This window comes from Streptomyces sp. NPDC126503 (assembly GCF_040302405.1).
Classification (GTDB): domain Bacteria; phylum Actinomycetota; class Actinomycetes; order Streptomycetales; family Streptomycetaceae; genus Streptomyces; species Streptomyces gulbargensis.
The window spans coordinates 198935-219691 of sequence record NZ_JBEORS010000006.1; the positions used below are offsets into that span (position 1 = coordinate 198935).

Annotated in this window: 20 protein-coding genes; 4 read left to right on the forward strand and 16 right to left on the reverse strand. The window is 74.2% G+C overall.

The annotated features are described in order from the left end of the window. Nucleotides 1-73: 73 nt before the first annotated feature. Complete coding sequence (locus ABTY40_RS10985) at nt 74-574, forward strand: NUDIX domain-containing protein (protein WP_352059222.1); 501 nt, start codon at nt 74-76, stop codon at nt 572-574. Between the two features lie 48 nt (nt 575-622). On the opposite strand, the gene ABTY40_RS10990 is transcribed toward ABTY40_RS10985, so the two are convergent. Further along, entirely contained in the window at nt 623-826 is a 204-nt protein-coding gene (locus ABTY40_RS10990; protein ID WP_352059223.1) for a type II toxin-antitoxin system VapB family antitoxin, read from the reverse strand. Nucleotides 827-890: 64 nt separating this feature from the next. Here ABTY40_RS10990 and ABTY40_RS10995 point away from each other — a divergent pair, with 64 nt between their 5' ends. After that, the gene (locus tag ABTY40_RS10995) at nt 891-1607 is read left to right on the forward strand and encodes an SIR2 family NAD-dependent protein deacylase (RefSeq protein ID WP_352059224.1); all 717 of its coding nucleotides are present in this window, start codon (nt 891-893) and stop codon (nt 1605-1607) included. Between the two features lie 61 nt (nt 1608-1668). Here the strand turns inward: ABTY40_RS10995 and ABTY40_RS11000 are convergent, their stop codons facing one another. The 6 genes from ABTY40_RS11000 to ABTY40_RS11025 all read right to left on the reverse strand — a co-directional run bounded on the left by ABTY40_RS11000 (nt 1669) and on the right by ABTY40_RS11025 (nt 7663). Next, a complete protein-coding gene (locus tag ABTY40_RS11000) occupies nt 1669-2175 on the reverse strand; it encodes a methylated-DNA--[protein]-cysteine S-methyltransferase (RefSeq protein WP_352059225.1) in 507 nt (168 codons plus the stop codon). Nucleotides 2176-2185: 10 nt separating this feature from the next. After that, complete coding sequence (locus ABTY40_RS11005) at nt 2186-3715, reverse strand: AlkA N-terminal domain-containing protein (protein WP_352059226.1); 1530 nt, start codon at nt 3713-3715, stop codon at nt 2186-2188. A gap of 74 nt (nt 3716-3789) precedes the next feature. Further along, nucleotides 3790-4587: a metallophosphoesterase gene (locus ABTY40_RS11010; protein ID WP_352059227.1), complete on the reverse strand. Its 798-nt coding sequence runs from the start codon at nt 4585-4587 to the stop codon at nt 3790-3792. A 122-nt stretch (nt 4588-4709) separates the two neighbouring features. Beyond that, nucleotides 4710-5330 (reverse strand): L-threonylcarbamoyladenylate synthase, encoded by a 621-nt coding sequence (locus ABTY40_RS11015; RefSeq protein WP_352059228.1) that lies wholly within the window; start codon nt 5328-5330, stop codon nt 4710-4712. 9 nt (nt 5331-5339) lie between these two features. Beyond that, complete coding sequence (locus ABTY40_RS11020) at nt 5340-6752, reverse strand: phytoene desaturase family protein (RefSeq protein ID WP_352059229.1); 1413 nt, start codon at nt 6750-6752, stop codon at nt 5340-5342. 74 nt (nt 6753-6826) lie between these two features. Then, a complete protein-coding gene (locus ABTY40_RS11025) occupies nt 6827-7663 on the reverse strand; it encodes an inositol monophosphatase family protein (protein ID WP_352059230.1) in 837 nt (278 codons plus the stop codon). Nucleotides 7664-7876: 213 nt separating this feature from the next. Here ABTY40_RS11025 and ABTY40_RS11030 point away from each other — a divergent pair, with 213 nt between their 5' ends. Next, on the forward strand, nt 7877-8653 hold the full coding sequence (locus ABTY40_RS11030) for a serine protease (RefSeq protein WP_352059231.1): 777 nt from the start codon (nt 7877-7879) through the stop codon (nt 8651-8653). 36 nt (nt 8654-8689) lie between these two features. Here the strand turns inward: ABTY40_RS11030 and ABTY40_RS11035 are convergent, their stop codons facing one another. The 9 genes from ABTY40_RS11035 to ABTY40_RS11075 all read right to left on the reverse strand — a co-directional run bounded on the left by ABTY40_RS11035 (nt 8690) and on the right by ABTY40_RS11075 (nt 19792). Continuing rightward, on the reverse strand, nt 8690-11935 hold the full coding sequence (locus ABTY40_RS11035; protein ID WP_352059232.1) for a tetratricopeptide repeat protein: 3246 nt from the start codon (nt 11933-11935) through the stop codon (nt 8690-8692). A gap of 16 nt (nt 11936-11951) precedes the next feature. Further along, nucleotides 11952-12455, reverse strand: coding sequence for a hypothetical protein (locus ABTY40_RS11040; RefSeq protein ID WP_352059233.1), 504 nt, complete (start codon nt 12453-12455; stop codon nt 11952-11954). Between the two features lie 80 nt (nt 12456-12535). Further along, a complete protein-coding gene (locus ABTY40_RS11045) occupies nt 12536-14086 on the reverse strand; it encodes an NCS1 family nucleobase:cation symporter-1 (RefSeq protein WP_352059234.1) in 1551 nt (516 codons plus the stop codon). 70 nt (nt 14087-14156) lie between these two features. Then, entirely contained in the window at nt 14157-15158 is a 1002-nt protein-coding gene (locus ABTY40_RS11050; RefSeq protein ID WP_352059235.1) for a TIGR03842 family LLM class F420-dependent oxidoreductase, read from the reverse strand. 11 nt (nt 15159-15169) lie between these two features. Beyond that, nucleotides 15170-16579: a dihydropyrimidinase gene (hydA, locus tag ABTY40_RS11055; protein WP_352059236.1), complete on the reverse strand. Its 1410-nt coding sequence runs from the start codon at nt 16577-16579 to the stop codon at nt 15170-15172. Nucleotides 16580-16711: 132 nt separating this feature from the next. Further along, nucleotides 16712-17992, reverse strand: coding sequence for an aspartate aminotransferase family protein (locus ABTY40_RS11060; protein ID WP_352059237.1), 1281 nt, complete (start codon nt 17990-17992; stop codon nt 16712-16714). Beyond that, a complete protein-coding gene (locus ABTY40_RS11065; protein WP_352059238.1) occupies nt 17989-18831 on the reverse strand; it encodes a nitrilase-related carbon-nitrogen hydrolase in 843 nt (280 codons plus the stop codon). Before ABTY40_RS11065 ends, ABTY40_RS11060 begins: the two co-directional genes overlap by 4 nt. Nucleotides 18832-19097: 266 nt before the next feature. Beyond that, on the reverse strand, nt 19098-19478 hold the full coding sequence (locus ABTY40_RS11070) for a PPOX class F420-dependent oxidoreductase (protein ID WP_352059239.1): 381 nt from the start codon (nt 19476-19478) through the stop codon (nt 19098-19100). A 62-nt stretch (nt 19479-19540) separates the two neighbouring features. Continuing rightward, nucleotides 19541-19792: a helix-turn-helix domain-containing protein gene (locus ABTY40_RS11075; protein ID WP_352059240.1), complete on the reverse strand. Its 252-nt coding sequence runs from the start codon at nt 19790-19792 to the stop codon at nt 19541-19543. 32 nt (nt 19793-19824) lie between these two features. On the opposite strand from ABTY40_RS11075, the gene map reads away from it, so the two are divergent. Next, on the forward strand, nt 19825-20592 hold the full coding sequence (gene map / locus ABTY40_RS11080) for a type I methionyl aminopeptidase (RefSeq protein WP_352059241.1): 768 nt from the start codon (nt 19825-19827) through the stop codon (nt 20590-20592). Nucleotides 20593-20757: the final 165 nt, after the last annotated feature.

A 20757-nucleotide genomic window follows, 5' to 3' on the forward strand; every position in this document is an offset into this window, starting at 1 on the left:
GCCGCCGCGGGGGCCGCGGCGCCGTGACGGCGAACCGGCGCGGGCGCACGCCGTCCTTGGCTAACCTGACGGGGTGACCACCACCGACCGCGCCGCGTATCTCGCGGGTCTCCCCCGCGTCCTGGCCGCCGCGGCGGTCCTCCTCCGGGACGCGGCGGGCCGTGTCCTGGTGGTGGAGCCGAACTACCGCCCGCACTGGAGCCTGCCCGGAGGCACGATCGAGTCCGACGCCGGGGAGACGCCCCGGCAGGCGGCGCGCCGGGAGACGGCGGAGGAGATCGGCCTGGACGTGGAGCCGGGGGCGCTCCTCGCCGTCGACTGGGTGCCCGGCGCCGACCGCCCGCCGATCGTGGCGTACGTCTACGACGGCGGGGTGCTGTCCGGGGAGCGGCTCGCGCGGATCCGGGTCCAGGAGGAGGAACTGCTCTCCTGGAAGCTGATCGGGCGCGACGAGATCCCGGCGCACCTGCCGGGCGGCCGGGGCCTGCGGGTGCTCGCCGCCCTGGACGTCCTGGAGTCGGGCCGCGGCGGCCCGGTGGAGCTGGTGGACGGGCGCCCTGCCGGGGCCGCCTGAGCCCGCGGGCCTCGGCCCCGGCTCGCCGTACGCGCCCGTCTGCCCGCGTCAGCCCTGCGGGGGCTCGGGCGGCAGGAGGTCACCGGTGCGGTAGGCCTCGTCGCGGGTGGCGGTACGGGCCTCGGTGCGGTGACCGCGGGCGACGTAGTCGCGCACCACCGCCTCGACCGCGTCCTGGGGGTTGCCGACGCCCGCCAGGACCATGACGTCCACGACGAGTTCGGCGTCGAGCGCGATGTTCACCTTGGCCATGCGGGGAACGTAGCACCGGGAAACCCGCTCGCGGCAGGGGCGGGACCTTCTTAGGGTCGGTGGTATGACGATGGTCGCGATCCTCACCGGCGCCGGTGTCTCCACGGACTCCGGCATCCCCGACTACCGGGGTCCCCAGGGGCTGTGGCGCAAGGACCCGGAGGCGGAACGGCTCGTGACGTACGGGCCGTACATGGCCGATCCGGAGATCCGGCGCCGTTCCTGGCGGATGCGGCTGGACGGGCCGGTCCTGAGGGCCCGGCCGAACGCGGCGCACCTCGCGATCGCCGCGTTCGAGCGCGGCGGCCACGCGGTGCGGGTGATCACGCAGAACGTCGACGGCCTGCACCAGGCGGCGGGGGTGCCCGACCGCAAGGTGCTGGAACTGCACGGTTCGGCCCGGTCGGTGGTGTGCACGGCCTGCCACGCCCGGTCCTCCATGGAGGAGGCGCTGGACCGGGTGCGGGCGGGCGAGGCGGACCCGCCGTGCCGGACCTGCGGCGGGATCCTGAAGTCCGCCACGGTGATGTTCGGGCAGCGCCTCGACCCGGTGCTGCTCGCCCGGGCCGTGTCCGTCGCGAAGGCGGCGGAGGTCTTCCTCGCGGTCGGTACGAGCCTCCAGGTCCAGCCGGCCGCCTCCCTCGCGGGGATGGCGGCCGAGCACGGCGCCCGGTTGATCGTGGTGAACGCCGAGCCCACCCCGTACGACCCGCTCGCCGCCGAGGTGATCCGCGAGCCGATCGGGACGGCGCTGCCGGCGCTCCTGGAGCGGCTGCGCTAGGGGGGTCTTGTCGATCAGGCCGGATCACGCCGCGAGCCCGGCGACATGGGCGAGACACCCCCTAGAACAGGGCGTCCGGCGGCGCCGGGAGGGTGCCGGATTCGAAGGCCAGGAGGCGGCGCTTGCGGTCCAGGCCGCCGCCGTAGCCGGTGAGGCCGCCGCCCGCGCCGATCACGCGGTGGCAGGGGACGATGATGCTCACCGGGTTCTTGCCGTTGGCGAGGCCGACGGCCCGGGAGGCGGTGGGCGCGCCGAGCGCCTCGGCGAGTTGGCCGTACGTCCGGGTCTCCCCGTACGGGATGCGGAGGAGCTCGTTCCAGACACGCCGCTGGAACGGGGTGCCCTCCAGGTGGAGCGGCAGGTCGAAGGCGGTGAGATCGCCCGCGAAGTAGGCGTCGAGCTGGCGGACGGCCTCCTTGAAGGGGCGCGGGTCGGGCTCGCCGAAGGTCTCCTCGGGCGGGCGGTGGCGCTGGCCGGTCATGTGCACGCGGCTGAGGACGCCGTCGACGGCGACGAGGGTCAGCGGCTCGTAGGGGCTGTCCACGACGGTGTGCTGCACGGTGGGCATGGCGGGGTCCTCAGGCGGGTGTCGCGGGCGCGGGGGACGCCGGCAGGTGGTTGATCGGGTGGTCGTCGGTGGCCCAGAGGTACTGGACGGCGTAGGCGCGCCAGGGCCGCCAGTGGGCGGCGCGGGCGGTGAGCGCGGCGGGGGTGGCGGGCAGGCCGAGGCCGGCGGCGGCGCGGCGGACGCCGAGGTCGCCGGCGAGGAAGGCGTCGGGATCGCCGAGCGCCCGCATGGCGATGATCTCGGTGGTCCAGGGGCCGAAGCCGGGGAGGGCGAGGAGCCGGGCGCGGGCCTCCTCGCGGTCGTCGGCCGGCCCGAGCGGGAGGCTGCCGTCGGCGAGGGCCCGCACCAGGGTGAGGAGCGTGGCCCGGCGGCTTCGGGGCAGGGCCAGGGCCTCGGGGTCGAGGGCGGCCAGCGCCTCGGGGGCCGGGAAGAGGTGGGTGAGCCCGCCCTCGGGGTCCTCGACGGGCACGCCGTGGGCGGTGACGAGCCGGGCGGCGTGGGTGCGGGCGGCGGCCGTGGAGACCTGCTGGCCGAGGACGGCCCGGACGGCGAACTCGGCGGGGTCGACGGTGCCGGGGACGCGGCGGCCGGGCGCCGCGTCCACGAGCGGGGCGAGCAGGGGGTCGGCGCGGAGCCGGTCGTCGACGGCGACCGGGTCGGCGTCGAGGTCGAGGAGGCGGCGGCAGCGGCTGATGGCGTGGGTGAGGTCGCGCGGGTCGGTGAGGGACAGCCGGCAGGCGATGTGACCGGGGCGCGGGGCCAGGGCGGCGATGCCGTGCCCGTACGGCAGGCGGAGGGTGCGCCGGTAGGCGCCGTCGCGCCACTCCTCCACGCCGGGAACGGCGGTCGCGGCGAGGTGGCCGAAGAGGTTGGAAGGTTCGAGCGGGGCGCGGAACGGCAGGCGGAGGCTGATGACGCCGGGCGCCGGCGGGGTGGTACCGGCGGGCCCCGGGGCGTCCTGGGGGTCGGCGGGCCGGCGGGCGGCGCGGGCGCGGAGCTCGCCGGGGGTGAGGGCGAAGACCTCGCGCACCGTGTCGTTGAAGGAGCGGATGGAGGCGAACCCGGCGGCGAAGGCGATCTCGCCCAGGGGCAGGGAGGTGGTCTCGATGAGCACGCGGGCCGTCTGGGCCCGCTGGGCGCGGGCGAGGGCGAGGGGTCCCGCGCCGAGTTCGGCGAGGAGCTGGCGTTCGATCTGGCGGGTGGACCAGCCGAGCCGGCGGGCGAGGCCGGGGACGCCCTCCCGGTCGACCACGCCGTCCTGGATGAGCCGCATGGCGCGGGCGACGGCGTCGGCGCGGACGTTCCACTCCGGGGAGCCGGGGCTGGTGTCGGGCCGGCAGCGCTTGCAGGCCCGGAAGCCGGCGCGCTGGCAGGAGGCGGCGCTCGGGTGGAACTCCATGTTCTCGGGCTTGGGGGGCACGACCGGGCAGCTGGGCCGGCAGTAGACGCGGGTGGTGCGGACGGCGGTGAAGAACACGCCGTCGAAGCGGGCGTCCTTCGACTGGACGGCCCGGACGCAGCGCTCGGTGTCGGTGTGCATGGATCCAGGATCGTGGACCGGCGGCGTCCGGGCTGGCAGAAAAACGACAGGGACGTCCGCCGGCCGGGAGGGCGTCAGACCGGGACGGTCCGGTAGTGGGTGGTCAGCCGGCCGTCCTCGCCGAGGACGTGGAAGGCGAGGGCGGGCGGCAGGCCGAGGTGGAGGTGCGGGTCGGCCGGGTCGGGGTGCTCCCAGGGCAGCCGGATCGCCGAGTGGACGCCGGGCGCGACGAGGAGGGGGCGTCCGGCGAAGGTGGTGGCCGCGGCGGTGTGGGCGTGGCCGGCGAGGAAGGCGGTGAGGTGGGGATGGCGGTCGGCGAGGGCGGCCAGCCGCTCCTCGCCGAACTGGCGGATCTCGTCCACGTACGGCGTGTGGAGCGGTACGGGCGGGTGGTGGAAGGCGACGAGGACGGGGGTCTCGCGGGGCGTGGCGGTGAGGACGCCGTCCAGCCAGGTGAGGGTCTCGTCCTCCAGGAGGCCGTGGTGCTCGCCGGGGACCGAGCTGTCGCAGAGGGCGACGACGAAGCCGTCACCGCGCACGGCCTGGTTCACGGGCGCGTACGGGTTCCGGGGCTCGGCGGCGGGGATCGCGCCGGCCTCGGCCCCCGGGGCGGGGACGGGCAGCACGGCGCGGAAGGCGGCACGGTCGTCGTGGTTGCCGGGGCAGAGGACCACGGGGTGGCGTGAGCGCAGCAGCTCGCGGGCGATCGCGTACTCGGCGGGGGTGCCGTTGTCGGTGATGTCGCCGGTGACGAGGACGGCCGCCAGGTCGTACGGCAGCTCCTCCAGGTACCGGAGCACGGCGCGGGTACGGGCGGCGCTCCGCTCCCCCTCGTCGATGTGGACGTCGCTGACGTGGGCGATGACGATCACGGTGCCGGCCTCCGGTGGTCACTTCCTGATACCGGTCCGACCGTACGATGATCATGGCCCGTTCCGTAAGGGCCGGCCGGCGGCCGGTGGCCCGGAGCACCGGCGCCGCGCGTGCCGGCGGGCTACTCGAAGCGGGTGGGGTCGCCCGCGCCGACGCGCAGGATCTCGGGTTCTCCGGCGGAGAAGTCGACCACGGTGGTGGGGACGGTGCCGCAGTCCCCCGAGTCGAGCACCACGTCCACCTGGTGGTCGAGGCGCTCCTTGATCTCCCAGCCCTGCGTCAGCGGTTCCTCTTCGTCGGGCAGCAGGAGGGTGCTGGAGAGCAGCGGTTCGCCGAGCGCGGCGAGCAGGGTCTGGGTGACGACGTGGTCCGGGATGCGCACCCCGACGGTCTTCTTCCTGGGGTGGAGGAGCTGGCGCGGCACCTCCTTGGTCGCGGGCAGGATGAAGGTGTAGGCGCCGGGGGTGGCGGACTTGACGGCCCGGAAGACGTTGTTGTCGACGTGCACGAGCTGGCCCAGCTGGGAGAAGTTCGCGCACATGAGGGTGAAGTGGTGCCGGTCGTCGAGGCGGCGGATCTCACGGATGCGGGTGATGCCGTCGTGGCTGCCGACCCGGCTGCCGAGGGCGTAGCAGGAGTCCGTCGGGTAGGCGAGGAGCCCGTCCTTCCGAATGGTGTCGACGACGGAGTCGATGATGCGCGGCTGGGGGTTCTCGGGGTGGACGTCGAGGTACTTGGCCATGGGCGCAGTCTATTTTCGCAGTCGGCGCCAGACCGCCTTCGCCGCGTTGTGCCCGGACATGCCATGCACGCCGGGGCCGGGCGGCGTGGCGGAGGAGCAGAGGAAGACCGCCGGGTGCGGGGTGCTGTAAGGGCGGAGCGACAGGGTGGGGCGCAGGAGGAGCTGGAGGCCGCCGGCCGCGCCGCAGGCGATGTCGCCGCCGACGTAATTGGCGTTGTGGGCGGCGAGTTCGGCCGGGCCGGCGACGGCGCGGGCGAGGACGCGGTCGCGGAAGCCGGGGGCGAAGCGCTCGATCTGGCGCTCGATCGCCCCGGTGAGGTCGCCGCGCCAGCCGTTCGGGACGTGTCCGTACGCCCAGAAGACGTGCTTGCCCGCGGGCGCGCGGCCGGGGTCGACCAGGGTGGGCTGCGCGGTGATGAGGAAGGGGGTGGCGGGGGCGGTTCCGGAGGAGGCCTGGCGCAGGGCGGTGCCGATCTCGCCCGCGGTGGGGCCGATCTGGACCGTGCCGGCGCGGCGCGGGGCCTCGGCTGTCCAGGGCACGGGGCCGTCGAGCGCGTAGTCGATCTTGAAGGCGGCGGCGCCGTAGCGGTAGCGGTCGTAGTATCCGCCGAGTCCGGCGATCCGGGCGAGGGCGGTGGGCGAGGTGTCGAAGACGTAGGCGCGGGCGGGCGGCAGGTCGTCGAGGCGCTTGACCTCGAAGTCGGTGTGGACGGCGCCGCCCAGGTCCTTCAGATACGCGGTGAGGGCGTCGGAGATGGCCTGCGAGCCGCCCCGGGGCAGGGGCCAGCCGCCCGCGTGGGCGGCGAGCGCGAAGACCAGCCCGACGGCTCCGGTGGCGATGCCGCCGAGCGGGGCCATGACGTGGCCGACGAGTCCGGCGAACAGCGCGCGGGCCTTCTCGTCGCGGAAGCGGCGCATCAGCCAGGTGGACGGCGGCAGTCCGGCGAGACCGAAGCGGGCGAGGGCGACCGGGTCACGGGGCAGCGCGGTCAGCGGCAGCTGCATGAAGTCCCGTACGAGGGTGTCCCAGTGGGCGAGGAAGGGGGTGACGAGCCGCCGGTAGGCGCCCGCGTCGCGGGGTCCGAGGGAGGCGGCGGTCTCGGCGACGGAGCGGGCGAGGACCGCGGCGGTACCGTCGTCCCAGGGGTGGGCCATGGGCAGCTCGGGGTGCAGCCACTCCAGGCCGTACCGGTCCAGCGGCATCGTCCGGAAGACGGGCGATCCGGCGCCCAGCGGGTGCACGGCGGCGCAGGGGTCGTGGCGGAAGCCGGGCAGGGTGAGCTCCTCGGTCCGGCAGCCGCCGCCGACGGTGGACTTCGCCTCGAAGACGGCCACCGAGTGGCCCCGGCGGGCGAGTTCGACGGCGGCGGTCAGTCCGTTGGGCCCCGCCCCCACGACGACGGCATCGAGCATCGACGGCACCTTCGGGCTCCTTCGTCAGCCGGCGGCCAGGGTTCTCAGGATAGGACGGCGGGCTCCCGGGACTCGCGCGCCCCTCAGGCAGCCCTGAGGAGCCCTCCGATCCGCTCGGCGGTGGCGGCGTCCCGGGCGGCGGTGAACGGCAGGGCGTTTCCTCCGGCGATCCGGAAGGGCTCACCGGTGAGCGTCGCGTGCGCGCCGCCCGCCTCGGCGACGAGCAGCAGCCCGGCCGCGTGGTCCCACGCGTACTCCCAGGAGAAGGCGACCGCGTCGAGCGAGCCCCGGGCCACCGCCAGGTACTCGAGCCCGGCGGAGCCGCAGGGGCGCGGGCGCACCCCCTCGGTGTCGAGTCCGAGGAGGGCCCGCTTCTGGTCCGGGGTGGTGTAGTCGGGGTGCGAGGTGGCGACCTCCAGGACGGCCGCGGGGGCCGGCGACCCGGCGCTCATCCGCTGCCCGTTGAGGGTGGCGCCGCGCCCGCGCACGGCGACCGCGAACTCGTCCAGGGCCGGGGCGAAGGTCCAGGAGGCGAGGATCTCGCCGCGCCGGGCGAGGGCGACGAGGGTGCAGAAGGCGGGGTCGCCGTGGACGAACTGGCGGGTGCCGTCCACGGGGTCCACGATCCAGACGGGGGCGTCGCCGCCGAGCGCCCCGTAGACCTCCGGGTCGGCGTGGACGGCCTCCTCCCCGACGACGACGGAGCCCGGCAGGAGGGCGGTGAGCGAGACGGTCAGGTCGGCCTCGGCGGCCCGGTCCGCGACCGTGACGAGGTCGTGCGGGCCGTTCTTCTCGATGATCTCGTGGGTGGCGAGCTGCCGGAAGCGCGGCATGATCTCGGCGGCGGCCGCCTTGCGGACCGCCTCCTCCACCTCGGTCGTACCGCCGGCGAGGACGTGCTCCAGGAAGTCTTCGATCATGCGTCCAGCTAAGCACGGGCCTCCGACAACCGGAATGCCGCCCTTGCCGGGCCCGGCCTCCCGGCCTCCCAGGCCGCGGTCGCCCCGGGCGCGCGACGCCCCGGACACCAGTCCGGAACCACGGACGGGTGACCCCCTCCCCGGCGTCTCGTTGACGTCATGAACATGCGGCGCCGACCGGAGGGAGATCTCGTGCGAGGGGCGGGACGGCTCATGGCCTCACTCCTGGGGGCGGTCCTCACCGTCACCCCGCTCGGTGCGGCACCGGCGGGGGCCGTCGTCGGCGGCCGGGAGGCCGGGCCGCACGCGTACCCCTACGTCGCGGCGCTGGTGGACGTCGAGGAGCGCCGGGGGTTCTGCGGCGCGGTGCTCGTCGACGACCGCCACCTCCTGACCGCCGCGCACTGCCTGACCGGTTCGTACGGCGACACCCGGCGGGTCGCGGTGCTGCTCGGCGACCACGACCTGACGACCGGGACGGAGTCCCCGTACGCGGTGCTCGCCCGGCCCTCCCGGTTCACGCGCCACCCGGCGTACGACCCGGGCACCCAGCGCGACGACATCGCCGTGATCACACTGTCCCGCCCGGTCCGCCACGACCGGGGCGTCCGGCCGGTACGGCTGCCCGCGCACACGGCGCCGGACGCCTTCGACCGGACACGGGTCGAGATCGCCGGATGGGGAGCGACCTCGTTCGGCGGGGCCCCCTCCCCCGTGCTGCGGACCGTGACCCTGGAGACGATGGACAACCGGACGTGCGCCGCGCGGGGTGTCACGGGCCTGACACCGGCCCAGATCTGCACCTACGCACCGGGCCGTGACGCCTGCGTGTACGACTCCGGCGGCCCGCTGGTCCACCGGGACCGCGACGGCCGCCCGACCCTCGTCGGCCTCGTCTCGTACGGGCGCGGCTGCGCCACCAGCACCCCCGCCGTGAACACCCGCGTCGGCGCGCACCTCGGCTGGATCGCGCGCGCGACGAGCGCCTGAGGCCCCCGGCCGGACCTGGCGCGCGGCGTCGACCCTTTAGGGGGTGCGCCGGCTCCGCCCGGCCTTCCTGGCGGCCACCCTGTGCGCGTACACGCGGCGCGTGAGGGGGTGCTTGGCTCCGTACGTGCGCAGACACGTCGTCAGGATGTCCTGGTACAGCCGGCGGGATTCCCGCTTCATCCCGGCCTCCAGGAAGACTTCCGCCATGCTCAGGCCGGTGGTGATCGTGTCGGGGTGGGCCGGGCCCAGCACCCTCTCCTTCTGGTCGAGGGTCTGCAGGAGCAGGGGGACGGCCCGGTGGAAGTCGCCCGCCCCGGCGTGGGCGGTGGCCAGGTTGTGGCGGGCGGTGAGTGTGTCGGCGTGATCGTCGCCGAGGGCCCGCGCGCACGCGGTGGCGTTCTCCTCGTAGAGCTGTACGGCCCGGCGGAGATCGCCCGTGTCGCCGTACGATCCGGCGAGGCTGTTGCGGACGGTGAGGGTGTCGGGGTGGTCGGGGCCCTGGACCTGTTCCCGGCCGTGGAGTGCCCGCTCGAAGAGGGGCACGGCCTGCTCCGGCCGGCCCGCCAGCCGGAGCGTGTACGCGAGCATGCCGAGAACGGCGAGGGTCTCCGGGTGGTGGGGGCCGAGGTCCCGCGTCCGCGCGTGGAGCGTCTGTTCGTAGAGGGGGACGGCCTGGTCGAAGGCGCCCGCCTCGCGGTGCGCGTCGGCGAGGTGACGGCGGCTGGTGAGGGTGTCGGGATGGTCCGCGCCGAGAGTTCTCTCCCGGGCCCGGAGGACCTCCCGGAAGAGGGGGAGGGCCCGGTCGGGGGCGCCGGCCATGAGGTGGGAGACGGCCAGGTTGTGGCGGACGGTGAGGGAGCGGGGGTGGTCCTCGCCCAGCCGCTCGCGGTCGTCGGCGTCGGCCTGTTCGAACAGCGGGACGGCCCGCTCCGGGTCACCTGCGGCCAGGAAGCCGTACCCGATGTCGGCGCCGCGGCTGTCGGGGGGGTCGTCGCCGGGGACGCCCGAGTGCACGGCGTCGGGGTGCACGGCGTCGGGCGGCCCCGGTGCGTCGCCGGGCGCGGCGAGGCGCGTGGCCCGCTCGAGCTCGCCGGCCGCCCGGAGGGTGAGGGCGAGGGCGACACGGGTGGCGCGGGTGGTGGCGTGGCCCGGACCGAGGACGCGTTCCATGGCGGGCAGCGCCCGTTCGAACTGGGCGACGGCCCGGTCGGTGTCCCCCGCGCCCCGGTGGGCCCCCGCCAGGTTGGCGCGGGCGAGAAGGGTGTCGGGGTGGTCCTCGCCGAGGACCCGCTCCATGTCCTGGAGGGTCCGCTCGAAGAGGGGGACGGCTGCGGCCGGGTCCTGGGGTGCCGTGCGGGTGGCGGTCAGGTTGTTCCGCGTCACGAGGGTGAGGGGGTGGTCCTCGCCGAGGATGCGCCGGCACGCGTCGAGGTTCTCCTCGTACAGGCGGACGGCACCGGTGCGGTCACCCGCCTGCCGCCGGGTGTGGGCGAGGGTGTTGCGCAGGCTGAGGGCGTGGTGGGCGTCCTCGTCGCCCTCGGCGGGGAGCGCCACGTCCTCGGGGTGGCGGCCGAGCAGGGCGAGGGCCTTGTCCGGTTCGCCCGTCGCCCGGTAGGCGTCGGCCAGGTTGTTGCGGCCGGCGACGGTGAGCGGGTGGTCGGGCCCGAGGACGCGTTCCTCGTCGGCGAGGGCCCGCTCGTACAGGGGGACGGCCTTGTCCGGCCGCCCCGACGCCTCAAGGGCGTGCGCGAGGTTGTGCCGGCCGGTGAGCGTGTGGATGTCGTCCTCTCCCAGTTCGCCCTCGTGGTGCTCCAGGGCACGGCGCAGGTGTCTGGCGGCCCGGGTGCCGAGCCCCTGGCTCAGGAGGAAGACCCCGGCATGGGTGAGGAGGCGTGCCGTGGTGCCGGTGTCGGCGGACACGGGGGTGTGGGTGGCGAGGGCGTCCATGTGCGGGAGCAGGGCGCGCCCGGTGGGCCAGTTCGCGGGGTCCTGCCAGTCGGTCGACCGGACGGCGGAGAAGAGGGCCGAGGTGGCACGGTCCCGGGCCTCCGCGACGAGTTCGGCCGTGCGGTGGGGGTCGGCGGCGTCGGGGGTGCGGGCGACGGACTGGACCAGCCGGTGGAGGGAGAGGGTGTGGCTCGCGGGGTCCACGGTGATCAGGCTGTAGGCGTTCAGCACTCCGACCGCGCCGGCGATCTCCGCCGGTGCCGCGGTGCCGTCGAGGAGGCCGGCGGGGATGCGGTCGGGGGCGTACCAGGCCAGGGTGCGCAGCACGTCGGTGGCGCCCGGCCGCCGTAATGCCACCTGGTCCAGGGAGACCCGCCAGACGCGGGCGATGGTGCGCTCGGGGTCGGTGACGCCGACGCCGCCCTGATGGTAGAGCGGGGCGGGGTCCTGTCCGAGCAGGTCCAGGTAGCCGAGGGGGGTCAGGAGCGGGTTCTGGGCGAGGAACGCGGCGGCCTGCTCGACGGCGAGCGGCAGATGGCCGAGTTCGGCGCAGAGGGCGGCCGCTCCGGTCAGGTCACGGGGGCCGCCGGCCGTGACGACGCGGGTGAGCAGGGCCAGGGACTCGCCCGGTTGCAGGGTGTCGAGCCGGATGACGGTGGTCGCGTCGTGCCACACGGTGGCGAGCCTGCTGGTGATCAGGAAGCGGCCGTGCGGCGCCCGGGCGAGGAGGGGGGCGATGTGGGCGGGGTCGGTGACGTTGTCCAGGACGAGCAGCCAGCCGTCGTGCGCGGCGAGCCACTGCGTCCCGTTCTCGGCCAGCGCCTCCGTCGTCAGCGCCTTGGAGGTGGCGGGCTGCAGGGCGGTGGCGAGGGCGGCCAGGCCCTGCTCGACCGCCGCGGGGCTGTCGGCGGTGATCCACCGGACGGGGGTGAGGCCGTGCGTACGGGCGCGGGTGGCCGCCCAGTGCACGGCCAGCGCGCTCTTGCCGACGCCGCCGAGCCCGTGCACGGCCTGGAGCCACACGCCGCCGGGGTCGGCCAGGGCCGCGTCGAGGCGGTCGAGTTCGGCCGTGCGGCCCACGAAGCGCCCGGACCGGTACGGCAGGTTGTCCAGTCCCGGTCTCGCGCCCACCTCCGCCACGGGCCGCACGGCCTCGGGCGGCAGCACCACGCGGGTGTGGTCGTTGTAGATGCCCGTGACGGCGATGCCGCCGTTCGTCGCGAACGCGTTCCCGCTGCCCGTCACCCACTGCCCGGCGGGTTCCGCGTCGGCCGTGCGCCCGGCCGGGGTGCGCCCGCCCGGGTCGTGCCGTCTGCCCCACCGCCACTTGGCCACGTCGCCGCCCGGCCGGCTACTCGGTGACGACGCCGCTGACGGCCGTGGACCCGGCGCCGGTGGCCTCCGCGTTTCCGGTGCGGACCGCCCGGGCGGCCTGACCGCCGCCCGTCCGCCGGACGCCGGTCACCGCGCTGCCTCCGTCGCGCGCCACCGCGTCGCCCGTGGCGAGGGCCACGTCGCCCGCGGCCTCGGCGACGAAGGCGGGCAGGGCGCGCAGGCCACGGGCCGCTCGCTCCTGGTCCGCACCGTGCAGGGCGGCCAGCAGGGTCTCGAACCGCTCCTGCCACACCCCCTCCTGGCGTGCGAGTTCCTGGCCCCGGTCCACGGCACGGTCGGCCTCCAGGGCCTCGGCGGTCCGGTCCAGGCGCTCCAGGGCGGCCCGCTCCCGCTGCTCGTCGCCGCGCCCGAGGAGCGCGGCGACCCGGTCCCGTACCCCGTGCCAGGCGTCGGTCCCGGCGGCCTGCACGACCGCCGCCCCGCCCGCCGCGGCCACCGCGGTCAAGGTCTCGACCAGCACACCCGCCACCCGCCCTCGTATCGGTTCGACCACTCTGCCCGCACCGTACAGCCGTTCGCCCGAGCACGGGCGAGAACCGGTCAGCCGGTCGCCGGCCGGTCGCCGCGTGCCACCCGACCCTTCATCAGCGCGGTGTGGAGGAGCAGCGAGGTGACGAGGCCGACGGCCCAGCCGTAGTCGGCGAGCGGCCGCAGGAACGGAACGAGACCGTCGGCCGGGAAGGGTCCCTTGCCGGGCTCCGAGTGGGAACCGCCGACCGCGAGGAGCCCGCCGGCCGCGAAGGCGAGGACGGCCGCCGGGTTCCAGCCCGCGCGGTACCAGTAGGGGCCGTCGGCGCGGTAGAGACCTTGGAGGTCGAGGACGGTGCGGCGGACCAGCCAGTAGTCGGCGATGAGGATGCCGGCGACGGTGCCGAGGAGTCCGCCGACGAGGCCGAGCCAGGTGAAGATGTACAGCTCGGGGGTGGAGGTCAGCTTCCAGGGCATGACGAGGACGCCGACGACCCCGGTGAGGAGCGCGCCCCGGCGGAAGTTCACGAGCTTCGGGGCGAGGTTGGCCAGGTCGTAGGCCGGGGACACGACGTTCGCCGCGATGTTGACGGAGACGGTCGCCACCAGGACGGTGACGAGGGCGAAGAGAAGCCCGAAGACGTTGTCGGTCTTCGCGGCGAGCGCCACCGGGTCCCAGACCGCCACCCCGTACACGGCCTGGGCGCCGGAGGTGACGAGGACCGAGAGCAGCGCGAAGAGGGTCATGGTGGTGGGCAGGCCGAGGGTCTGCCCGCGGACCTGGGCGCGCTGGCCGGCGCCGAAGCGGGTGAAGTCCGGGATGTTCAGGCTGAGGGTCGCCCAGAAGGCGATCATGCCCATGAGGGACGGGAAGAAGACGGGCCAGAAGTCGGCGCCCCAGCCCAGCTTCGAGGGCTGGTCGAGCAGTGGTCCGAATCCGCCGGCCTTGACCGCGATCCAGACGAGCAGGACCAGCGCGCCGACGATGACGAACGGGGCGGCCCAGTTCTCGAAGCGGCGCAGGGCCTCCATTCCACGGTGGATGATGGCCAGTTCGAGCGCCCAGAAGAGGACGAAGCAGAGCCACAGGGTCCAGGGCTGTCCCCCGATCCTCCCGGCCGCGGCCCAGTCGCCGCCGAAGGCCTTGTCGAGCAGGACGAAGACGCCCTGGCCTCCGATCCAGGTCTGGATGCCGAACCAGGCGCAGGCGACGGCTGCCCGGACGAGGGCCGGCAGGTTGGCGCCCCGCAGTCCGAACGAGGCGCGGGCGAGGACCGGGAACGGGATGCCGTACTTGGGTCCGGCGTGCCCGGTCAGCAGCATGGGGACCAGCACGATCACATTGGCCAGGGCGATGGTGAGGACGGCCTGTTTCCAGTCCATGCCGAGGGCGATCAGGCCGGACGCGAGCAGCCAGGACGGGATGTTGTGGGCCATGCCGACCCAGAGGGCGGCGAAGTTGTACGTGGTCCAGTGGCGCTGGGCGACGGGGACGGGGAGCAGGTCGTCGTTGACGAACCGGGGGTCGGTGAGGGCCGTGCCGGGCGGCAGTTCGACACGCCCGTCGGGTATGCCGGGTCTGCCCGCGGGATCGGTGGCGCCGGGAGCGCCGGTGGTGGTCATGGCGGCGGAACCCTTCGGTCGGGGACGGGGCGGAAGGGCCGTGCGGGGAGGTGGGGTCCGGCGGACCGGGTCAGGTGGTGAGGGCGGGGATGACCTCGGAGCCGTACGCGTCGATCGTGCCCTCGCGGTCGTCGTGCATCGCGTACACGGCGAACTGGTCGACCCCCAGGTCCCTCAGGTGCCGGAGTTTGTCGATGTGGGCCGCGGCGGGCCCGAGGAGGCAGAAGCGGTCGACGATCTCGTCGGGGACGAAGTCGGTGGAGGGGTTTCCGGCACGGCCGTGGTGGCTGTAGTCGTAGCCCTGCCGGTTCTTGATGTACGCGGTCAGCTCCTCGGGGACCAGGTCCGAGTGCTCCCCGTACCTGGCGACCAGGTCGGCCACGTGGTTGCCGACCATGCCGCCGAACCAGCGGCACTGGTCCCGGGCGTGCGCGAGGTCGTTCCCGACGTACGCGGGGGCGGCGACGCAGACGGTGATCGAGGCGGGGTCACGGCCCGCGTCCGCGGCGGCCTTCCGCACCGCCTTCACCATCCACTCGGTCAGGAACGGGTCCGCGAGCTGGAGGATGAAACCGTCCGCCTTCTGCCCGGCCAGCGCCAGCGCCTTCGGGCCGTACGCGGCCATCCAGACGGGCAGCCTGCCGTCCTTCACCCACGGGATGCGGACCGGGTTGCCGTCGACCTCGGCCTCCCGGCCCTCCGCCAGGTCACGGATGACGTCGATGGCCTCACCCAGGCGGGCGAGGGTGTTCGGCTTGCGGCCGGCCACGCGCATGGCGGAGTCGCCGCGGCCGATGCCGCAGACGGTCCGGTTGCCGAACATGTCGTTCAGGGTGGCGAAGGTGGAGGCGGTGACCTCCCAGGTGCGGGTGCCGGGGTTGGTCACCATCGGGCCGACGCGGAGTTTGGCGGTGTGTTCGAGGATCTGGCTGTAGATGACGAAGGGTTCCTGCCACAGCACGGCGGAGTCGAAGGTCCAGCCGTAGCGGAAGCCGTTGCGTTCCGCCCGGCGCATCAGGCCGACGACCTGCGAGGCGGGCGGGTCGGTCTGCAGGACGAGTCCGAAGTCCACGGGTCGGCCTCCTAGTTCAGGTACTGGCAGGTGGAGCGGGGAATGAAGGCGCCGTGCCCGGCCCGGCCGGTGAACTCGCCGTGGTCGATGACGACATCGCCGCGCGAGAGGACCGTCTCGACCCGTCCGGTGACCGTCCTGCCCTCGTACGCCGAGTAGTCGACGTGCATGTGGTGGGTGGCGGCGGAGAGCGTCCGGGTGGTGTGCGGGTCGTACAGGACGATGTCGGCGTCCGCGCCCGGCGCGATGGTGCCCTTCTGCGGGTACAGGCCGAACATGCGGGCCGGGGTCGCGCAGGCGATCTCGATCCAGCGGCGGCGGGAGATGTGCCCGTCGACCACGGCCTGGTGGAGGAGGTCCATGCGGTGCTCCACGCCCGGCAGCCCGTTGGGGATCTTGGAGAAGTCGCCGAGGCCCAGGTCCTTCTGGCCCTTGAAGCAGAACGGGCAGTGGTCGGTGGAGACGACCTGGAGGTCGTTGGTGCGCAGGCCGCGCCAGAGCGCCGCCTGGTGTTCCTTGGGGCGCAGCGGCGTGGAGCACACGTACTTGGCGCCCTCGAAGCCGGGCTCGGCGAGGTTGTCGGTGGACAGGAAGAGGTACTGGGGGCAGGTCTCGCCGAAGACGGGAAGGCCCTTGTCGCGGGCGGCGGCCAGTTCGGCGACGGCCTCCTGGGCCGAGACGTGGACGACGTAGAGGGGACTGCCCGCGACCCGGGAGAGCTGGATCGCGCGGTGGGTGGCCTCGGCCTCCAGCAGGGCCTTGCGGACCTCTCCGTGGTAGCGGGGGTCGGTCTCGCCGCGGGCGAGGGCCTGTTCCACGAGCACGTCGATCGCGATGCCGTTCTCCGCGTGCATCATGATCAGTCCGCCGTTGTCGGCGGAGCGCTGCATGGCGCGCAGGATCCGGCCGTCGTCGCTGTAGAAGACGCCGGGGTAGGCCATGAACAGCTTGAAGGAGGTGACGCCCTCCTCGACGAGCAGGTCCATCTCCTTGAGCGTGTGCTCGTTCACGTCGGAGAGGATCATGTGGAAGGCGTAGTCGATCGCGCAGTTGCCGTCGGCCTTGGCGTACCAGGTGTCGAGCCCTTCGCGCAGCGGACGGCCGGCGGACTGGACGGCGAAGTCCACGATGGTGGTGGTGCCGCCCCAGGCGGCGGCGCGGGTGCCGGTCGCGAAGGTGTCGGAGGCGAAGGTGCCGCCGAAGGGGAGTTCCATGTGAGTGTGGACGTCGACGCCGCCCGGGACGACGTAGCGGTCGGTGGCGTCGAGGACCCGGTCGGCGGTCCAGCCGGCGGCGGTGTCGGAGCCGTGGGCGGCGAGGGCGGCGACGCGGCCGTCCTCGATCAGGACGTCGGCGTGGAGCTCGTCGGCGGCGGTGAGGACGAGTCCGCCGCGGATGAGGGTGCGGGTACGGGTGCTCACGGGCTTCTCCTCGGCTGGAGGTGTCCTGCCGGTCGGGACGGACCGGGGAGCGGGGGCGCGACACGGGGTGCTCGGGGCGGCGGCGTCCGGACCGTGCCCGGGGCGGGCCGGGCACGGTCCGGGCGGGATCGTCTACAGGGAGCGCAGGGCCTGTTCGAGGATGCCGGCGCCTTCCTCGGCCTCGGCGACGGTGAGGGAGAGCGGCGGGGCGACGCGCAGGGCGCTGGTGTCGTGGCCGCCGCCCTTGCCGATGAGCAGGCCGTTCTCGCGGGTGGCCTCCAGGACGGCGGCGGCCGCGTCGGGGTCGGCCCGGCCCGTGACGGGGTCGGCGAGTTCGATGCCGATCATGAGGCCGCGGCCGCGCACCTCGCGTACGGCGTCGACGCCGGCAGTGGCGGCCCGCAGCCGTTCGATGAGGAGGCCGCCGACGCGGCGGGCGTTGCCCTGGAGGTCGTGTTCGAGGAGATGCGAGAGGTTGGCCAGGCCGGCGGCCATGGTGACGGGTGAACCGCCGAAGGTGGAGATGGAGTGGGCGTCGAGGCAGTTCATGATCTCGGCGCGGGCGACGACGCCGCCGATGGACATGCCGTTGCCGATGCCCTTGGCGAAGGTGAGGATGTCGGGCGGTCCGGCCTGGCCGTGCGCCTGCCAGCCCCAGAAGTGGTCGCCGGTGCGGCCCCAGCCGGTCTGCACCTCGTCGGAGATCCACAGGATGCCGTGCCGGTCGAGGACCCTGCGGAAGGCGGCGTAGAGGCCGTCGGGCGGGGACGTGAAGCCGCCGACGCCCTGGACGGGTTCGGCGATGAGGGCGGCGACGTCGCGGGTGTGGCCGAGGAGGTCCTCGAGGTCGGCGACACAGGCGTCGGTGAACCGCTCGTCGGTGTACTGGGCGTACGGGCCGCGCGTGCGGACGCCGCCGTGCACGTACAGGGTCTGGAGGGGGGACAGGCTCGTGGGCGACCAGGAACGGTTGCCGGTGATGCCGACGGTGGAGAAGGAGCGGCCGTGGTAGCTGTTGCGCATCGCCAGGATCTGGTTCGACCGGCGGTACGTGGTCGCGAGGAGGAGGGCCGTGTCGTTGGCCTCGGTGCCGGACGTGGTGAAGAAGACGCGGGCGTCGGGGATGCCGGAGAGGCCGGCGATCCGCTCGGCGAGCTCCACCATGGGGCGGTTGAGGTAGAGGGTGGAGGAGTGGATGATCCGTCCGGCCTGCTCGGCGACGGCCTTGGTGACCTCGGGGAGGGCGTGGGCGGTCATGGTGGTGAGGATGCCGCCGAAGAAGTCGAGGTATTTGCGGCCTTCGGCGTCCCAGACGTGGCGGCCCTCGCCGTGGGTGATCTCCAGCGGCTCGCGGTAGTAGAGGGAGAGCCAGTCGGGGGCGACGGCGCGGTGCCGTTCGTACAGGCCGCTCACGGCTTCACCAGCCCGTCGTACGCGTCGGGGCGGCGGTCCCGGTAGAAGGCCCACTGGCGGCGGACCTCCCCGATGAGGCCGAAGTCCAGGTCGCGGACCACCAGTTCCTCCTCCTTGTCGGAGGCGACGTCCCCGACGAACCGGCCGCGCGGGTCGACGAAGTAGCTGGTGCCGTAGAAGTCGTTGTCGCCGTACTCCTCGACGCCGACGCGGTTGATGGCGGCGACGAAGTACTCGTTGGCGACGGCCGCCGCGGGCTGCTCCAGCTGCCAGAGGTGGGCGGAGAGGCCGCGGTGGGTGGCGGACGGGTTGTAGACCAGCTGGGCTCCGTTGAGGCCGAGTTGGCGCCAGCCCTCGGGGAAGTGGCGGTCGTAGCAGATGTAGACGCCGACCTTGCCGACGGCGGTGTCGAAGACAGGCCAGCCGGCGTTTCCCGGGCGGAAGTAGTACTTCTCCCAGAAGCCCTTGACCTGCGGGATGTGGTGCTTGCGGTACTTGCCGAGGTACGTGCCGTCGGCGTCGATCACGGCCGCCGTGTTGTAGTGGAAACCCTCGCTCTCGACCTCGAAGACCGGGACCACGATCACCATGCCGGTCTCCCGCGCGAGTTCCCGCATCCGGCGGACGGTCGGGCCGTCGGGGACGGGCTCGGCCCAGCGGTAGTGCTCCGGCTCCTGGACCTGGCAGAAGTAGGGGGCGTTGAACACCTCCTGGAAGCCGATCACCCGGGCTCCGCGCCGGGCCGCCTCCCGGGCGTGCTCCTCATGTTTGGCGATCATGGATTCGGTGTCGCCGGTCCAGGTCGCCTGGACGAGCGCGGCGCGTACGACGTCGGACATGAGCTGCTCCTTCGGCACGGCGTCGATGAGCCTCTACGCACGTAGACGCGATGCGTAGGAAGAGAACGTAAGCCCCGTCACACCCCGGAGCAAGACCACTGCCGTGAAGCAGTCGAGTCGATCATGTTTCATACCCGAGTGGTCCACAACGGACACGCATCGGCACGGAGCGATACCCGTCCGGTACGGAGCGTTCAGCGGGCCCGTGCGCGGGAAGGCCCTGCGCCGGCCTCCGGCGCCCCGGAAGCCCCGAAGCGTCAGGCGCGTCAGAAGCTCACGACGATCCCGGTGTGCGGGCGCCGGCCGAGCCGGACGGCCGTCGCCGGCAGGTCCACGAGCCAGAACTGCCAGGTGTACTTGCGGCCCAGGAGCCTGCGGACCCGGCGCAGCTCCTCCCCCGTCACGAGCCGTGCAGTCCCCCGCACCCGCGCGGCCCCCTCGGAGACGTTGCCGCGTACGTCGCAGACGGCCACCTCGACCGCCGGATCGTTGCGCAGGCGCTTGACCTTCCAGGAGTCGGTGCGGGTCCAGGCGTACAGCTCCTCACCGTCGACGGCGTACCAGACGGGCGTCGCGACCCCCGTCCCGTTCTTCCGGAAGGTGGTCAGGCTGACGTAGCGGCCGCGCCGCAGCTCCTCGGGCATCATGCCGGGAGCCTATGCGGCGCACCGCTAGGGGAGCGACGGTCCGGGGGGCGCAGAGGGGCGGTTCAGGCGGGCAGCGGGGAGCAGTGCACCACGAGATCGTCCAGGGAGAGTGCGAGGACGCCGGCGAGGGCGGCGACGGTGAAGAAGGCGGGGGTGGGGGCCCGGCCGGTCTCGATCTTGCGGAGGGTCTCGGCGGAGAGGCCGGCGGCCGCGGCGATCTCGGCCATCGACCGCTCGCCGCGCGCCTCGCGCAGCAGGAGGCCGAGGCGCTCGCCGCGCTCGCGTTCTTCGGGGGTGAGAGGGGTGCGCACCATGACACCATTCTAATACCGGTATAGTAATTGGCATGGTGGAGCTCAAGACGAACGCGAATCTGCAGGCCATGCGCGAGGCGGGACGGGTGGTGGCGCAGGCTCTCGCCGCCGCGCGGGAGAAGGCCGCGCCGGGCGTGACGCCCGAGGAGCTGGACCGGGCGGCACGCGCGGTCCTGGACGGAGCGGGGGCCGGGTCGCCGTTCCTCGGCTACCGCCCGGAGTGGGCGCCGACGCCCTTCCCGGCCGTGCTCTGCGTGTCGGTCAACGACGCGATCGTGCACGGCATCCCGGACGGCACCCCGCTCGCCGACGGGGACCTGGTGTCCGTCGACTGCGGGGCGCTGCTCGGCGGCTGGGCGGGCGACGCGGCGGTGAGCTTCACGGTCGGCCGGGCGCGGCCCGAGGACACCCGGCTGATCGCCACGGCCGAGGAGGCCCTGGAGGCGGGCATCGCGGCGGCCGTCGTGGGCAACCGGATCGGGGACATCGCCCACGCCATCGGCCGGGTCTGCCGCCGCGCGGGCTACGGCATCCCGGACGGCTTCGGCGGCCACGGCATCGGCCGGACCATGCACGAGGACCCGGGCGTCCCCAACGAAGGGCGCCCGGGACGGGGCATGCCGCTGCGCCACGGGATGGTGCTGGCGATCGAACCGATGCTGATCGGCGGCGGGGGTGACGACCACTGGACGGCGCGGGACGGCTGGACGATACGTACGGTCGACGGCTCCCGCGCCGCGCACGCCGAGCACACGGTCGCCGTCACGGACGACGGCCCCCGGATCCTGACGGCGCCGTAGGGGTCGCCCGGCCGATCCTGTCGGGGGGCACGGGGCCGCGCTGCCGACGCTGGGGTGCGTGGGACCCGGCACGGCCGGCGAGGCACCCGCTAGCCGAGGACCCGCTCGATGTGGTGGTCGAGGAGATGTGCGGCGGCTTCCGGGGTGCCCGCCAGAGGGCCGGCA

Coding starts and splice junctions, on each gene's coding strand:
- ABTY40_RS10990 (WP_352059223.1), bottom strand. CDS start 826: ATGGCCAAGGTGAACATCGCGCTCGACGCCGAACTCGTCGTGGACGTC.
- ABTY40_RS10995 (WP_352059224.1), top strand. CDS start 891: ATGACGATGGTCGCGATCCTCACCGGCGCCGGTGTCTCCACGGACTCC.
- ABTY40_RS11000 (WP_352059225.1), bottom strand. CDS start 2,175: ATGCCCACCGTGCAGCACACCGTCGTGGACAGCCCCTACGAGCCGCTG.
- ABTY40_RS11005 (WP_352059226.1), bottom strand. CDS start 3,715: ATGCACACCGACACCGAGCGCTGCGTCCGGGCCGTCCAGTCGAAGGAC.
- ABTY40_RS11015 (WP_352059228.1), bottom strand. CDS start 5,330: ATGGCCAAGTACCTCGACGTCCACCCCGAGAACCCCCAGCCGCGCATC.
- ABTY40_RS11025 (WP_352059230.1), bottom strand. CDS start 7,663: ATGATCGAAGACTTCCTGGAGCACGTCCTCGCCGGCGGTACGACCGAG.
- ABTY40_RS11030 (WP_352059231.1), top strand. CDS start 7,877: ATGGCCTCACTCCTGGGGGCGGTCCTCACCGTCACCCCGCTCGGTGCG.
- ABTY40_RS11045 (WP_352059234.1), bottom strand. CDS start 14,086: ATGACCACCACCGGCGCTCCCGGCGCCACCGATCCCGCGGGCAGACCC.
- ABTY40_RS11065 (WP_352059238.1), bottom strand. CDS start 18,831: ATGTCCGACGTCGTACGCGCCGCGCTCGTCCAGGCGACCTGGACCGGC.
- ABTY40_RS11070 (WP_352059239.1), bottom strand. CDS start 19,478: ATGATGCCCGAGGAGCTGCGGCGCGGCCGCTACGTCAGCCTGACCACC.
- ABTY40_RS11075 (WP_352059240.1), bottom strand. CDS start 19,792: ATGGTGCGCACCCCTCTCACCCCCGAAGAACGCGAGCGCGGCGAGCGC.
- map (WP_352059241.1), top strand. CDS start 19,825: ATGGTGGAGCTCAAGACGAACGCGAATCTGCAGGCCATGCGCGAGGCG.